7 protein-coding genes are annotated in these 16,562 nt (G+C 35.6%); 5 read left to right on the top strand and 2 right to left on the bottom strand.

Annotated elements, in window-relative coordinates; all coding sequences use genetic code 11:
- Positions 1-6 precede the first annotated feature (6 nt).
- Both ACSVH7_RS10290 and ACSVH7_RS10285 read right to left on the bottom strand, forming a co-directional pair.
- Positions 7-1,776 (bottom strand): glycoside hydrolase family 13 protein, encoded by a 1,770-nt coding sequence (locus ACSVH7_RS10290; RefSeq protein ID WP_438066606.1) that lies wholly within the window; start codon positions 1,774-1,776, stop codon positions 7-9.
- Between the two features lie 10 nt (positions 1,777-1,786).
- Positions 1,787-2,695, bottom strand: a complete 909-nt coding sequence (locus tag ACSVH7_RS10285) for a carbohydrate kinase family protein (RefSeq protein WP_438066605.1) — start codon at positions 2,693-2,695, stop codon at positions 1,787-1,789.
- Between the two features lie 208 nt (positions 2,696-2,903).
- On the opposite strand from ACSVH7_RS10285, the gene ACSVH7_RS10280 reads away from it, so the two are divergent.
- The 5 genes from ACSVH7_RS10280 (at position 2,904) to ACSVH7_RS10260 (ending at position 16,555) form a co-directional block, all read left to right on the top strand.
- On the top strand, positions 2,904-4,910 hold the full coding sequence (locus tag ACSVH7_RS10280) for a glycosyl hydrolase family 95 catalytic domain-containing protein (protein WP_438066604.1): 2,007 nt from the start codon (positions 2,904-2,906) through the stop codon (positions 4,908-4,910).
- A gap of 388 nt (positions 4,911-5,298) precedes the next feature.
- Positions 5,299-8,286: a SusC/RagA family TonB-linked outer membrane protein gene (locus ACSVH7_RS10275; protein WP_438066603.1), complete on the top strand. Its 2,988-nt coding sequence runs from the start codon at positions 5,299-5,301 to the stop codon at positions 8,284-8,286.
- Between the two features lie 11 nt (positions 8,287-8,297).
- Positions 8,298-9,830 (top strand): RagB/SusD family nutrient uptake outer membrane protein, encoded by a 1,533-nt coding sequence (locus tag ACSVH7_RS10270; RefSeq protein ID WP_438066602.1) that lies wholly within the window; start codon positions 8,298-8,300, stop codon positions 9,828-9,830.
- Positions 9,831-9,993: 163 nt separating this feature from the next.
- Positions 9,994-13,302: a VCBS repeat-containing protein gene (locus ACSVH7_RS10265; protein ID WP_438066601.1), complete on the top strand. Its 3,309-nt coding sequence runs from the start codon at positions 9,994-9,996 to the stop codon at positions 13,300-13,302.
- On the top strand, positions 13,295-16,555 hold the full coding sequence (locus ACSVH7_RS10260; RefSeq protein WP_438066600.1) for a VCBS repeat-containing protein: 3,261 nt from the start codon (positions 13,295-13,297) through the stop codon (positions 16,553-16,555). Before ACSVH7_RS10265 ends, ACSVH7_RS10260 begins: the two co-directional genes overlap by 8 nt.
- Positions 16,556-16,562: the final 7 nt, after the last annotated feature.

Below are 16,562 nucleotides of genomic sequence, written 5' to 3'. Positions count from 1 at the left end.
GGTACTTTATTTTTGAATTTGGTAAATTATCGCTTCGTAAGGTTTAAGTTCGTTTGATTTTGATGGAACGGCATAGTTATGCATTATTATTTTAGCTTTGGAAAGATTAATTCCCGTTTTAGCAATGGCTTTTTGAGCACTAAAATTTAAAACAATTAACATTTTTTGGCCATTTAATTCTCTTGTATAGGCATATACATTGGGGTTGTCTTTATCCAAAAGGGTGTATTTTCCATAAATAAGTACGGGATTATTTTTGCGTAATTGAACCATTTTTCTAAAATAGTGCAATACTGATTCAGGATCTTGCTCTTGTATCTCCGCATTATTATTGGGGTAATTTTTATTGATATTTAGCCACGGAGTACCTGTGGTAAAGCCAGCATTAGTGGAACTATCCCATTGAAAAGGCGTTCTGCCATTATCTCTAGCGCCGCCGGTTTTTTGATCTTCAATAAATTGATCTAAGTTACCTCCAGCATTTTTTACTTTTTCATATTCGGCTAAAATTTCGATATCCCTGTAGTCTTCTATTTTTTCAAATTTAGCATTAACCATTCCGATTTCATCTCCGTTATAATAGTAGGGAGTACCTCTCATGGACAGTAAGAAAGTGGTCAAGAGTTTAGAAGAAACGGATTGATAGTCACTTGAGTCATTTCCCCATCGAGAAGTCATTCTGGGTTGGTCGTGATTCCCTAAATAAATGGTACCCCAGCCTTTGGTTTGATAAACCGCATCCCAATCAGAATAGATTTTTTTGAAATCAACTAACGAAAAAGGACCCATTTTTTTAAAATAACCAGGAATATAACCCAGATTAGTACCTTCAAAATGATAGCCCATATTCAATTCTTTTCTATCGACATCTACGAAATTTAAAGCAGTTGAAGTCAACATTCCCGCGCCTTCTGCTAAAGACATACAATCGTATTTGCTCAACACTTCACGGTTCATTTCTTGAAGATATTCGTGCAAATGCGGACCACTAGCCATATATACATCCCAACGACCTTGGTAGTTTTTGTTTAATTCTTCTTGAGTGATTACTGGAAAGTTAGTGTCTTTAGAAATAAATGGAATAACATCCATTCTAAAACCGTCGATGCCTTTGTCTAGCCACCAACGCATCATAGTATATATTTCTTGTCTGACTTTTGGATTTTCCCAATTTAAATCCGGTTGTTTGAAATTGAAATAGTGTAGGTAATAGGAATTGGTTGTTTTGTCGTAACGCCAGCCACTTCCATCTGCTTCGAAAGCTCCAGGACGAAAAGCTGGTTTTCCCTTTTCGGCAGGCCACCAATGATAGTACTCTCGGTAAGGGTTGTCTCTGGATTTGCGACTTTCTTGAAACCATCGGTGTTCGTCGCTACTGTGATTGACGACCAAATCCATGACAAGTTTTATACCTCTTTGATGTAGCCCTTTTAGTAGGGCATCAAAGTCTTGCATAGTGCCAAATTCTTTCATAATATTTTGATAATCGGAGATGTCGTAACCATTATCGGCGTTGGGAGAACTGTAAATAGGATTCAGCCAAATCACGTCAACTCCTAAGCTTTTAATATAATCAAGTTTCGTGATAATACCTTGTAGATCACCGATGCCATCACCGTTAGAATCTTTGAAACTTCTTGGATAAATTTGATACACAACAGCTTCTTTCCACCATTTTCTATCAAGGGATGTGTTTTTTTCTTGGGCCATCATGGAATTACATAACATAAAAGTAGCTATAAACAATTGCAGCAAAGGGAGGTTGATTTTTTTCATTTGGTTTTAATTATTGAAGGGAGGGATGCATAAAATCGTTAATTTCTTTTCGGGATATTTGGGGGTTTGCTCCTTCATGAGAAGCTACTAATGCTCCTAAGGCACAGGCAAAATTCAGTGCTTTTTGGGGGTCATTTTCAGAAAATAAAATACTCAATAAGCCAGCCAAAAAAGAATCCCCTGCTCCCACAGTATCTGAAACGGTAACTTGATACCCGCTGTTGTAATACATTTGGTCGTTAAAGAATAAAACAGCTCCATGTTGACCTTTAGTCACACAAATATTTTTGGTGTTGGTTTTTTGAGCAATAAAGTGAATGTTTTGTTCTAACGAATGATAAGGAGAGTTCAAAAAACGACAGATTTCATACAGTTCGTCATCGTTGAATTTGACAAAATCCGCTTCGAGTAATAATTCTATAAGTAGTTCTTTAGAGTAGAAAGGAGGTCTAAGGTTGACATCAAACACCTTATATTTTGACACTGCAATATAATTTAGAAGGCTTTGATGGGAAACAATATCTCTACAAGCGAGACTACCAAAAACCAAAATATCTGCCTCAATCACAGCCGTTTCTCCTTCTTGGTTATACTTGATTTTGTCCCAAGCAGCTGGATAATTAATAGTGTAAGTAGCACTCCCTTTTCTATCCAAATGTACTTGGACTTCACCTGTTGTATAACTACTATTAACTTGAATAGTTTGTGTTGAAATAGCTGTTTTTGAAAGCATGTCGATTACTTCTTTGCCATTCGAGTCAGTTCCTATACAACTAATAATTTGAGTGTGAATTCCAAGCGAGGCTAATCGAAGTGCGACATTTAATGGTGCGCCACCAATTTTTTTGTGAGTTGGAAAAATATCGAATAGAATTTCTCCAAAGCAAACTATAGATTTGGCGTGAGGTAGAGACATCATAAGTTTTCATTTGAGGATTTCTTACTTTAAAAGGGGTAATGATCCATAAAAATAGAATTCCTTTTTTAGATTATTTTAAGTCGCTAAATCGAAATCGTTTTCGTTTTTTTCGAAATCGTTTTCGATTGTAAATCAGGTCTCTTAGTGTGGGAAAATCTTTTTTTGACGGCAAATACTCTAAATTTGAAAGTATTTTAACAGTAAAAAAATGAAAACAGTACTATTTATTTTGGGGCTCTCTTTAGTAAGCGGTTGGTCTTCTTTATCTCAAGTCCAATCAGACGAATGGAATTTGGTAGCAAATTCCAGAGATAATTATTACGGAGCGGCTATGGCTAATGGACAAATTGGTATCGTAACGGATGCTACTCCGCTTAAAACCAAAGAAATTATTCTGAATGGCGTTTATGATGGGAGCCCTGAAAACGGAATCAGTAGAATTGTTCGCGGCATTGAGTTTTTAAACATGCGATTGCTGATCAATAATGAAGAAATCACAGCGACTAACATTTCAAAATGGCAACAAGTAATCTCGATGAAAGAAGGGACAAGTACAACTTCCTTTCGGTTAAAGGATTTAGCATTAATTGAGTACACGGTTTTAGCCAATAGAGCTTTGCCTTTCTCAGCTATGGCGATTGTGAAAATTACCCCTTTGCAAGCTATTGAGATGATGGCGGCTAATTATATGTCTGTTCCTGATGAATTAAAACAAGTCAAGAGGCAATTCAGAGTATTGAAAGACAATCAATATTTAATGCCTGTTTTTGGTACTACAGCACAAACCTTGACGGGTAAATATAAAGTGGCGGTATCTACAACTTTTCTGTTTGATGGTAACAGTGAAACATTGGAACCCAAAGGAGATGAAGTCAGTTTTACAAAAAAACTAAAAAAAGGGCAATCTTATCGGTTCGCAATAGCTGGAGGAATTTGTACTTCAAAAGATGTGACGGATCCTTTGAATGAGTCCGAAAGACAACCGATTTATGCTTTGCAAGAAGGGATTGATAAATTATTGTTCAAACACAAAAAAGCTTGGGCTGATTTGTGGCAATCAGGGGATATCCAAATTGAGGGTGATTTGGATGCCCAACAACGAGTACGTTTTGCATTGTATAATTTGTATTCCTTTATTCGTCCAAATTCTAGACAAAGTATAGCGCCAATGGGATTGTCTTCACAAGGTTACAACGGACATATATTTTGGGATACAGAACTTTGGATGTTTCCTACTTTATTAGTTTTACAGCCAGATTTGGCAAAATCTTGCTTGGATTATCGCTCTGATAGATTAGAAAAAGCCCAACAAAAAGCAACTATTTATGGTTATCAAGGAGCGATGTTTCCATGGGAATCTGATGATACAGGAGAAGAAGCTACGCCAACATGGGCATTAACGGGGATTTTTGAACAACACATTACGGCAGATGTTTCTATCGCTTTTTGGAATTATTATACCTTAACACAAAATCAGTCTTGGTTGCGAAAAGAATGGGAAGTCTTGAAACAAACCGCTGATTTTTGGGTGAGTAGGGCAGTTGAGAATCCAGATGGAACTTTTTCTATACATAATGTTGTGGGTGCCGATGAATATGCACAGCACGTAGATGATAATGCTTTTACTAATGCTTCGGCAATAGAAAGTTTGCGTAACACGATTAAGGCCGCTCATATCTTAAACGAAAAAGTCAAGCCCGAGTGGGGAATTTTGGCAGAAAAATTATCGATCCACAAAGAAAACGGAATTACGCAAAATTATAAAGGATATAAAGGACAAATGATAAAACAAGCAGATGTGAATTTGCTCGCTTATCCCTTGCATGTTATTACAGATAAGGAACAAATTAAAAGGGATTTGGAATACTATGCAGATAAAATTGACAAAAAGGATGGTCCAGCGATGGCTTCGGGAGTATTGTCAGTATTGTATGCTAGGATGGGAGATCGTGAGAAAGCTTATGAGTATTTTGTAAAATCGTATTTGCCTAATAGCCGTCCCCCTTTTGGAGTTTTTTCAGAATCTGCCAATAGTAACAATCCTTATTTTGCGACAGGCGCAGGTGCAATGCTTCAAGCGGTGATTTATGGTTTTGGAGGAGTAGAACAAACGGATAAAGGGTTACAATTTAATAAGGGTATTTTGCCAAAAAAATGGAAATCATTGAAGCTAATTGGTATTGGTGTGGAAGAGAAAACAATCATTGTGGATTGAATTATTTTCAACAAAAAAAGAGATGTAAATGATTGATTATAAGCTATTATTTTTTTTGTGTATATTAATATTTAAATTTAAAGCTTGTTTTGTTGCATTATTCTCAAGTTTTAAGGGTTAACTAAGCGGTAATAAGGTTGTGTGTTGGGTAAAAATGTTTAAAATAGAGTATTATTTGTTCTATTTGAACATTTTTTTTGTGTTTTATATAAAATTAATATTAAAATTTTAAATAATTAATTTAAAATCGAAAACGTTTTCGGTGCTTCGAAAACGTTTTAGTTGTGCTTTTTCTTAATTTTATCATAAAACTTTGTTTAAGTTTGAGTTAAATAAAAAAAGCAATAACCATTTTCGAAAAAATTATTAACTAACTCATTTATTACGTATGAAAAATAGTCTACTAAAAGGCTTGGTATTATTTCTAACGATTTTTTGTTCAGGCTTGGCCTATTCACAAGAAATTTCAGGAAAAGTATCAGACGCCAGTGGTCCACTCCCTGGGGCTAATGTATTGGTAAAAGGAACAAATAATTCGGTTCAAACGGATTTTGATGGGAATTACAGTATAAAAAATGTGAATGCTAAGGCTACTTTAGTCTTTAGTTATGTGGGCTTAAAAGCTCAGGAAGTTAGCGCTTCTGGTAAAAGTGTTATCAATGTTACTCTAAAAGATGATTCAGCAGAATTGAAAGAAGTAATCGTAGTAGGATATGGTACGGTGAAAAAGAAAGATGCTACAGGAGCTGTGGATCAAATTAGTTCTAAACAGTTTGACAATGTATCAGCAACTAACCCGGCAGAATTATTAAGAGGTAAGGTATCTGGGGTTCAGGTTACGCAATCAAGTGGTGAGCCTGGAGCTGCTATTTCAGTTAGAATTAGAGGAAATTCTTCCATACGTTCAGGAAATAATCCATTGTACGTAGTAGATGGAGTGCCACTAGATGGAGGTGAAGTATCTTCTGGAGGAAATGACATCGCAGGTTTAGGATCCTCTTCCGCTAGAAATCCATTGAACTTTTTGAATCAAAATGATATTGAGAGTATCTCCATTCTAAAAGATGCTTCCTCTACTGCAATATATGGTTCAAGAGGAGCTAATGGTGTTATTGTGATTACTACTAAAAAAGGAAAATCTAAAGCACCTACGTTTTCATACGGGACATCGCTTAATTTTAGCAAAATTTCAGGGGATTTTAAATTGCTTACAGGTGACGAATTTGTTGCTGCGGGTGGAGCAGACAAAGGATCAAGGTCTTACAACTGGGAAGATGCTATTTTGAGAAAAGGGTTTTCACAAAACCACGATTTAACTTTTAGTAGTGGTACTGAAAACTCAAGCACTAGATTGTCTATTGGTGCTTCTAACACTGATGGTATTGTTAAAAATACAGGGTTAGACAAGTATACTTTAGCTTTTAATAACAGCAACAATTTTTTTAATGGTTATTTGAAAGTGGATACGAATGTAATATACGCCTCATTGAACGACCAAACTACTTTAATAAGTAATAATGCTGGTTATATAGGAAACTTAATTGGTACAGCCTTATATTGGAATCCAACTTTACCGACTTATCAGCCTGATGGTTCTTATACTTATGTGGGTGACGATTATTTGAATCCTGTTCAATTGTTGAATTCTTATAAAGATTATTCTAATACCAACAAACTTTTGGCAAATATTACGGCGACCCTTAAAATCACAAATTCATTAAAATATAAATTCCTTTTTGGTGTTGAAACTTCTAATTCAACTAGAAAAAGACAGTTGCTCCCTACCATGAAAATTAATAGTGATGATTTGACAGGTAATGATGCTGCTAACGGAGGAGTATTAAAAAGAGGGTTAGCAGAGATTTCAGGCATTGCTAAATTCAATAAAACATTTGAGCATACTTTATTATATGATAAAGAATTTAATGATAATTTTCAATTAAATGGGGTGCTTGGTTTTTCATATTATTCCTATGATGCCAATGGAAATAATGCCAGAGGACAGGGTTATGTTGAGGCTCAAACGAATCTGATTGACAACATTCAAGGAGGTATTGCTCAAGAGTTCAGAGCTAGTTCATTTAAGAATAAAATAGAATTACAATCTTATTTCGCCAAAGCAGAGTTGATTTTATACAAAGACTTTGTCTTAACAGGGTCAATTCGTGCTGATGGTTCTACAAAGCTAGGAGCTGATGATAAGTGGGGTTATTTTCCTGCCGTTGGAGCTGCATACAAAGTTGTTAATGAGAAAGAAGGTCTTTTTAATGACTTTAAAGTGAGAGGGAATTATGGTATTACAGGGAATCAAGAATTTCCAGTAAATTCAGCGCTTTCAAAAGCAATTAATGTTTTTGGAGGAACACCACAAACAGTTTCTGGAGCGAATGATTTATTACGCTGGGAAACGACCACTTCGTATGGTATTGGTACTGATTTTGAATTGATTAATAACCGTTTAACAGGTTCATTTGATTATTTTCACAGAGATACCAAGGATTTAATCACACCAGTTCCGCAAGCAAATGCTCAACCGGGTCCTGGATCCAATCGTAGTGTAAACTTACCGGGTAACTTAATTAATACAGGTTTTGAAGTTGCATTAAACTACAAAATAATTGAAACTGAAAACATGAGTTGGAATTTCTCTGCTAATGCTGCTTTTTTAAAGAATAGAATAGAAAACTTTGGTTCAGTGCAATTATTAGCAGGTGGAATTAACGGACAAGGATTATCAGGTGCCTATGCGGAAGTGATTAAAGATGGATACCCTTTGTATACCTATTATCTTTATGATTTTAAAGGCTACGATGCGTCAGGAAATTCTATTTACACAGCTGCAGATGGATCTCAAACCGGTCTAGGTAATGCGGATAAAGTATACTTAGACAAACAACCTTTGCCTAAAATAAATTTAGGATTTTCAACCAACTTTACCTATAAATCATTTGATGTAAGCACTTCTTTCTACGGAGCATTTGGACATTATTTGTACAATAATACGGCTAACGCCTATTTTTTCAAAAGTGCATTACTTGGAGGAAGAAATGTAACCCCTGAAGTAGCGGCATCACCTCAAAATGGCTCAGATCCCAACTCTCCATCAACTAAGTATTTGGAGAAAGGCGATTTCTTGAGAATGGGTAATTTAACAGTAGGGTATACTTTCAAAGGAACAGCAATGGAAAGATTTAAAATTAATGCAGCGCGATTTTTTGTAAGTGCCAATAATTTGTTTGTAATTACAAGTTACTCAGGGTTTGATCCTGAGGTAGATACTAATAAAGCCCTCAATGGTGTTCCATCAGCGGGTATGGATTACTTATCCTATCCAAGAGATAAAAGCTTTGCAATAGGACTTAATGTTACATTTTAATTTTTAGAGAAATGAAAAAAATAAATATAGTAAAGAGCATCTTTTTTGTAGGGATCGCTACTTTAGGAGTGGGTTGTACCAATTTAGATGAACAAGTTTTAGATGGTTATGTAACTTCAGATCCCAACGGTGGAAATGTAGTTACAGGAGGGTTTTTGCAGTCAGCCTATGAAGGATTAAGAAGTTTTCAAGGGCAAGGTGGACTTTTTACAATGGGTGAAATGTCTAGTGATGCATTAGTAGGGCCAACTAGAGGAGGGGACTGGGATGATAATGCCAAATGGCGTCAATTTCATGTTCATACATGGGGTGCTGATAATGAAGAGATTAGAAATGCTTATAATGATTTGTTGACTAACGTATATAACTGTAATTTAGTGATCAATAATTCCGCTACAGATGATCAAAAAACACAAGCACGTTTTTTAAGAGCATTCTATTATTACCATGTTATTGATTTGTTTGGACAAGCTCCCTACAGAGAAGCAGGGTCATTAATTACGGATAATCCAAAATTTTGGTCTAGAAAAGAAGCTACTGCTTTTGTAATAAGTGAATTAGAGGCTGTTGTAAACAAATTGCCTGCAAGAGTTGCTAATGATGCGAGTATGGCAAGTAAAGATGCTGCTAACTTTTTATTAGCAAAATTGTATTTAAACAAAGCCGTTTTCAATGCTGAAAATCCTGCAGGGCCTTATACTTTTGATGCTGCAGATATGAATAAAGTAATTGGGTATGTGGATGCGATAACTTCAAGTTCTTTAGCACCTAATTACTGGAGTAATTTTGCCCCAACAAATAATACTTCAAATGAAATTTTATTCTCCTCCAAAAATGTCTTAGGAACAGGTGGCGGAATTCAATCCCGATGGAGAATGGGGATGCACTATAATCAAACTCCTGATGGTTGGAATGGATTTGCAACCGTGGCCGAATATTACAATAGATTCGCCGCAACCGATGCTCGTAGACAATATTCAACCCCTTCTATCATAGCTAATTTCGGCAACCCAATTGGATTCCAAGTGGGGCAAATGTTTAAACCAGGAGGAACGGTGGCCTTAAAAGACAGAAAGGGTAATCCATTAGTTTTTACCCCAAAAGTAACCATGATTGTTACGGGTAATGAAATCGAAACTGCAGGTATTCGAACTCAAAAATACGAACCTGATAATGCAAATTTAGGTGCTCCTGAAAACGACTATGTTTTAATGCGTTATTCAGATGCTTTGTTGATGAAGGCCGAAGCAGCACTTAGAGGTGGTACAGGCGGAGCAGCAGTAGCTAAAACTATCATTGATCAAATTGATGTTAGAGCTAATTTAGCCGCAGGAGCAACTCCTGCTACTCTTGATGGAATCTATTTAGAAAGAGGAAAAGAACTGTGGTTTGAAGGCTGGAGAAGAAATGATATGATACGTTTTGGTAAGTTTTTAGGACCAAGAGAATTAAAGCCCACAACATCCAATCCGAAATACGTTTTGTATCCAATTCCAGCGGATGCATTGTTTAATCCTAATGTTAAACAAAATCCAGGATATTAATACTTTTGTTTAGATTGATTTTTGTTTTGTGTTAGTTTAAAGAGGGTAGTGATACCCTCTTTTTTTTGTAAAATAATTACAGTTAGTTGTTTTATTTAACATATTTTTATATAAATTACAAAACCATTTAGACTGAAAATAATACTAAAACCGACTTACTATTATGTTGCAACGAATATTGCTATTGACCCTATGGATTTTCTTTTTTTCAAACTGTTCCAAAGTTAAAACCGACACCTTATTCACCCAATTACCTTCTTCTGAAACAGGTATTGATTTTATAAATGAAGTCAAAAACGGGGAAGAAATGAATATATTCAAATATCGAAATTTTTATAATGGGGGCGGAGTAGCTATAGGAGATATCAATAACGACGGACTTTCAGACGTGTATTTTACTTCTAATTTAGGTAAAAACAAGCTCTATCTTAATAAAGGAAATTTTAAGTTTGAAGATATTTCTTTGAAAGCAGGTGTCGAAGGAAAGAAAGTTTGGTCGACAGGAGTCGTAATGGTTGATGTTAATGCCGACGGATTGCTAGATATTTATGTTTGTAATGCTGGAAATAGTAAAGGAAGTCAACAGAACAATGAGCTTTTTATTAACAATGGCAACCTAACCTTTACTGAAAAAGCTGAAGAATACAATCTTGCCGATACAGGAATTACGACACATGCCGCTTTTTTTGATTATGATAAAGATGGTGATTTAGATGTTTATATTCTTAATAATAGCTTCATTCCTGTCAGTAGTTTGAACTATTCCAATAAAAGAGAACTACGCGATAAAGATTGGGAAGTAGCCGATATTCTAAAAGGGGGTGGCGATAAATTGTTGCGCAACGATTCTGGAAAATTTGTTGACGTGAGTGAAGAGGCCGGTATTTACGGAAGCTTGATTGGTTTTGGTCTTGGAGTAACAGTAGGTGATGTTAATGGTGATTTGTTCCCTGATATCTATATTTCGAATGATTTTTATGAAAGAGATTATTTGTATATCAACAACAAAAACGGAACTTTTTCAGAAAAAATTCAAGATTGGACGTCACACATTAGTCAATCCTCGATGGGGGCAGATATGGCCGATATTAACAACGATGGAAAAGCTGATATTTTTGTAACTGACATGTTGCCAGAACCAGATGATCGATTAAAAACGACCACCAATTTTGAGAATTATGATTTATTTACTCGAAAGAAATATCTTGATTTTTACAATCAATACATGCAGAATACACTACAAGTAAATAATGGAAATCAACAATTTGATGAAATTGCGAATTATGCTGGTGTGGCTAAAACCGATTGGAGTTGGGGTGCTTTGTTGTTCGATATGGACAATGATGGTTTAAAAGATATTTACGTCTGTAATGGTATTTATCATGACTTGACCAACCAAGATTTTATGGACTTTTTTGCAAATGAATTGATGCAAAAAATGGTAATTACTGGTAAAAAAGCAGAAATTGAAACCATTATCAATAAAATGCCTAGTACGCCAATACCTAATTATGCGTACAAAAACAATGCGAATCTTACTTTTTCGAATCAAGCGATAAATTGGGGATTGGACACACCTAGTTTTTCTAACGGGGCAGCTTATGGTGATTTAGATAACGATGGCGATTTAGATTTGGTCGTAAATAATGTCAACATGGAAGCCTTTGTTTACAAGAATAATGCTGAAAAAAACAAACAAAATCATTTCGTTAAGGTTAAACTGAAAGGAGATAGGCAAAATAAATTTGCAGTGGGGAGTATGGTTGAATTGTACTCTGGTTCCGAAATTTTAAGGCAAGAACTCATTCCGTCTCGTGGTTTTCAATCGTCGATAGATTATACAATGACATTCGGAATCGGAACTAAAAAAATAGATTCCTTACAAGTTATTTGGCCGAACGGAAAAACGCAAACCATTAAAAAAGTAACAAACAATACAACGATTCAATTGAATATTTTGGACGCCAAGTCTGATTTTGTAGTTAAAAGTAACGCTTCAAAACCCTTGTTTTCTGAGGCTAAAACTACATTCTTAGCACATAAAGAAAATGATTATATAGATTTTGACTACGAAGGGTTGATTTCTAAAATGACTTCGCAAGAAGGTCCAGCCTATGCCGTTGCAGACTTAAATGGAGATGGAAATGAAGATGTGTTTATTGGCGGTGCCAAAGGGCAATCGGCTCAAGTTTATCTCAATAAGGGAAATGGACTTTTTGCCGTAACTAGCCAAAAGGACTTGCAGAAAGATGCTAGTTTCGAGGATACAGCAGCTGCTTTTTTTGATGCCGACAAGGATGGGGATATGGATGTATTGGTAGGTTCTGGAGGAAATGAAAAAGCCGATCAAGCCAATTACAAAAACAGATTGTACTTGAATAACGGAAAAGGCATTTTTACAAAAAGTACAACTACTCTTCCAACGACAAATAATAATGTGGCTGTGGTCGCTCCTTATGATTTTGATAACGATGGTGATAATGATGTGTTCATCGGAAGCCGAAGTGTACCTGGAGTGTATGGGATTGATCCAAAACACTTGTTGTTAGAAAATGATGGTAAGGGAAATTTTACCAATGTAATCGACAAAAAAGCTTTTAAAATCAATGCTTACGGAATGATTACTGATGCCGTTTGGGAAGATATTGATAACGACTCCAAAAAAGATTTGATTTTGGTTGGTGAATGGAATGCACCTATGATTTTTAAAAACACAGGTCGAAGATTGACTATTTTTTCAACGAACTTGACCGAATGGAGTGGATTTTGGAATACGGTTCTATGCGTAGATTTGAATAATGATGGAAAGAAAGATTTGATTCTAGGCAACAAGGGAACCAATACTTCTTATAAAGCTACCAAGGAAAAACCAATGAAATTGTTTATCAATGATTATGATAACAACGGAACAATAGAACAAATTACTACTCAAACTATTGATGCTAAAGATGTACCCTTGCATTTGAAACAAGAATTGGCCAAACAAATTCCAATGATTAAAAAGAAGAATTTGAGCTACACCGATTATTCTAAAAAGACGTTTCAGGAACTTTTCGATACCGAAGTGATCAATAATTCAGTTCAAAAAACAGCCAAGATGCAAGAGAGTTGTATTGCTATCAACAAAGGGAATGGTAAGTTCGAAATTCAAGTTTTGCCCAAAGAAGTACAGTTTTCTAGTGTCAATGCCATAACAACTTTGGATATCAATAAAGATGGAATACTAGACTTGGTACTAGGAGGGAATCAATATGGTTTTAAACCGCAGTTTTCAAGATTAGACTCGAATTTGGGCAGTGTGCTTCTAGGAAATAAACAAGGAAAATTTACTTGGGTTCCCTACACAAAATCTGGATTTTTTATCAGAGGAGAAGTCAAGCATTTGCAAGTCATCAAGAACAAAAATAATACAACGGCGGTTTTGACTGTACTCAATAACAATGCGCCTAAACTTTTTATAAGCAATGAATAATTTTTTAAAAGTTGGTCTAGCCTCATTACTATTGACGGCATGTTCCCAAAAAGAAGCACCACTTTTTGATAAACTCGATCCAAAGGAAAGTAATATCACTTTCAAAAATGAGTTAATTGAGTCCAAAAACATTTCCATTTTAGATTATCTCTATTATTACAATGGGGGTGGAGTGGCATTAGGCGATATCAATAACGACGGATTAATAGATGTGTATTTCACTTCCAATCAAGGGAAAAATAAATTGTATCTCAACAAAGGAAACAACAAATTTGAAGATATTTCAGCCAAGGCGGGTGTAGAAGGGCAAAGTGATTGGAGTGCAGGGACAGTGATGGCCGATGTTAATGGTGATGGATATTTAGATATTTATGTGTGTGCTGTGGTTGGTATTCATGGTTTTGAAGGGCATAACGAGCTTTTTATCAATAATAAGAACAACACTTTTACTGAGAGCGCTGCTGAATATGGTCTCGATTTAGACAATTATAGTTCATCAGCTGCTTTTTTAGATTATGATTTAGATGGAGATTTAGACATGTATTTGCTAAACCACGCAGTGCATTCTGAACTCTCTTTTGGCAATGCTACTATCAGAAACAATAGAAGTTATGAATGTGGTGATAAATTGTTCCGAAATGATAACGGAAAATTTGTTGATGTTAGTGAAAAGGCGGGCATTTTTGGCGGAGCCAATGGGTATGGTTTAGGAATTGCTGTTTCAGATTTTAATTTGGATGGCTATCCCGATATCTATATTGGGAATGATTTTCATGAAGATGATTATTATTATTTGAATAATGGAGACGGAACTTTTACGGAAAGTTTGAAACAGTTTTTCGGACATACTAGCCGATTTTCAATGGGCGTAGATGTCGCCGATGTGAATCACGATGGGTTTCCAGATATTTTAAGTTTGGACATGTTACCCGAAGACGAGAAGGTATTAAAAGCTTCTTTGGGCGATGATAATGTACAAATGCTAAAAGTGCGTACCGAAAAATTAGGGTACCATTATCAATACACCCGCAACATGCTGCAACTGAATCAAGCGGGAAAGCACTTTACTGAAACCGCACTTTTGAGTGGAATTGCAGCAACGGATTGGAGTTGGAGTACTCTTTTTGCCGATTATGATCAAGATGGTGAACAAGATATTTTTGTAGCCAATGGAATTCCAAAACGCCCTAACGATTTGGATTACGTCAAATATTATTCGAATGACCAAATTAAGAACAAACTCAATACCACCAAGCTCTTAGATAAAGAAGCCTTGAAGAGAATGCCTGCCGGAAATGTTACCAATTATATTTTTCAAGGAAGTACAGATTTGACATTCAAAGACCGTTCGATAGACTGGATAGCAAATGATTCTATTATTTCTAATGGAAGCGGATACGCCGATATTGATAATGATGGCGATTTGGATATCATCACCAATAATACCAATGCTGTAGCCACAGTGTATAAAAACAAAACCGATAAAAAAGCTAATTTTTTAAAAGTAAAATTGCGTTTTGAGGGCAAAAACACTTTTGGTATTGGGACGAAAGTCATCTCTTATGCTAAAGGACAAAAGCAATTCAAAGAGTTACAAACCACTAGAGGGTTTCAATCTTCCTCTGAACCGATAGTTCATTTTGGCTACGGAAAAATAAATGCTATTGACTCGTTAGTTGTGATTTGGCCTGACAAAACATATCAGACATTGAAAAAGGTAAAAGCCAATCAAACAGTAACAATAAGTGCTAATAAAAACAGAAAAGGATTTAAGTATCAATCGCTGCATCCTCAGGTTTTGCCTGTTTTGCAAAAGGTAAAAGGAAATTTAGGGATTGATTTTGTACATGAGGAAAACGAGTACATCGATTTTACCGTTCAAAAATTAATTCCTTATCAAAGAAGTGATCGTGGCCCTGCTACTGCAATTGGAGATTGGGATGGAGACGGTAAGGAGGATATTTTCTTTGGTGGTTCTAAAGATAAGAAAGCGTTCTTTTATCTTCAAAAAGGGAATGGTTTTGTAGTCAAAAACTATCCTACTTTGGATCAAGATGCTGTCTTTGAAGATGCTTCGGCTGTCATCGCAGATTTTGATGGCGACCAAAAGAAGGATTTATTTGTCGCTTCTGGTGGTGGGGAAAATGCATCTAATTTAGAAAATCGTTTGTATCATAACAAGAGTGCGATTCCAACAAAACAAGAATTGCCACAATTAGCTCAAAACGCAAGTGTGGTAAGGGCCTTTGATTATGACCAAGACGGAGACTTAGATGTTTTTGTTGGAAATAACTCTGAAACGAATCGTTTTGGAAGCACACCTGATTGTTATTTATTAAAGAATAACAAAGGTAAATTTACCCCAGACCAAACCAAAACATTCCGTAAAATCGGAATGGTTACCGATGCAGTTTTTACCGATTTTAATGCCGATGGTCAAACCGATTTAATCGTGATTGGAGAGTGGATGCAACCCACTTTTTTTGCCAATAAAAACGGAAAGTTCACCAATGTTACAACAACCGTTGCTTCTTCTAAAAATAATGGACTTTGGCAAGTAATTCTCCCTTTTGATATTGATCATGATGGCGATCAGGATTATTTGCTTGGCAATTGGGGGATGAATTCTAAGTTTAAAGCATCAGCAACCTTCCCGTTGAAAATGTATTACGATGATTTTGATAGCAATGGCTCTTTTGAAACTATTGTAGCCAAAGAAAAGAACGGAAAGTATTATACTACTCTGGGCTTAGACGAATTAGCCGAACAATTTAGTGGTATGCTCAAAAAGAAATTCAACAGTTATCAATCTTTTGCGGGCAAAACACTTGAAGAGGTTTTTGATCCTAAAATGTTAGAAAAAGCCAAGCTATACGAAGTACATAACCTGAAATCAGGGTATTTGAAAAATGATAAAGGCCATTTTGTTTTTGTGCCATTCACCAATAAAATGCAAGTAGCTCCAATCAATTGTTTTGTGCAAGCTGATTTTTTGGGGGATTCAAAACCAGAAGTTTTTGCTGCCGGGAATTACTTCGGAGTTTCTCCTTATCACAGCCGATTTGACGGTTTCTCTGGGGCATTAATTATGGACCAAAAAACAATGCTTTTAGGTCATCAATTAGGCATTGATTTGACTCAAAAAGCAGTACGTCATCTAGACATTCTCTCGGTTAATAATCAAAACTATTTATTGGTCACCATCAATAATAAACCTGCTGAGATGTATCAAATAAATACTAAAAAACAATAAACCAAAT

Source organism: Flavobacterium sp. TSSA_36 (genome assembly GCF_051547165.1).
Lineage (GTDB): Bacteria > Bacteroidota > Bacteroidia > Flavobacteriales > Flavobacteriaceae > Flavobacterium.
Note: the sequence above shows the minus strand (reverse complement) of the source record. Positions and strands in the feature narration are given on the sequence as shown.

Bases quoted from the DNA above. Each gene is read 5' to 3' on its own strand.
- ACSVH7_RS10290 (WP_438066606.1), bottom strand. From the start codon at position 1,776: ATGAAAAAAATCAACCTCCCTTTGCTGCAATTGTTTATAGCTACTTTT.
- ACSVH7_RS10285 (WP_438066605.1), bottom strand. From the start codon at position 2,695: ATGATGTCTCTACCTCACGCCAAATCTATAGTTTGCTTTGGAGAAATT.
- ACSVH7_RS10280 (WP_438066604.1), top strand. From the start codon at position 2,904: ATGAAAACAGTACTATTTATTTTGGGGCTCTCTTTAGTAAGCGGTTGG.
- ACSVH7_RS10275 (WP_438066603.1), top strand. From the start codon at position 5,299: ATGAAAAATAGTCTACTAAAAGGCTTGGTATTATTTCTAACGATTTTT.
- ACSVH7_RS10270 (WP_438066602.1), top strand. From the start codon at position 8,298: ATGAAAAAAATAAATATAGTAAAGAGCATCTTTTTTGTAGGGATCGCT.
- ACSVH7_RS10265 (WP_438066601.1), top strand. From the start codon at position 9,994: ATGTTGCAACGAATATTGCTATTGACCCTATGGATTTTCTTTTTTTCA.
- ACSVH7_RS10260 (WP_438066600.1), top strand. From the start codon at position 13,295: ATGAATAATTTTTTAAAAGTTGGTCTAGCCTCATTACTATTGACGGCA.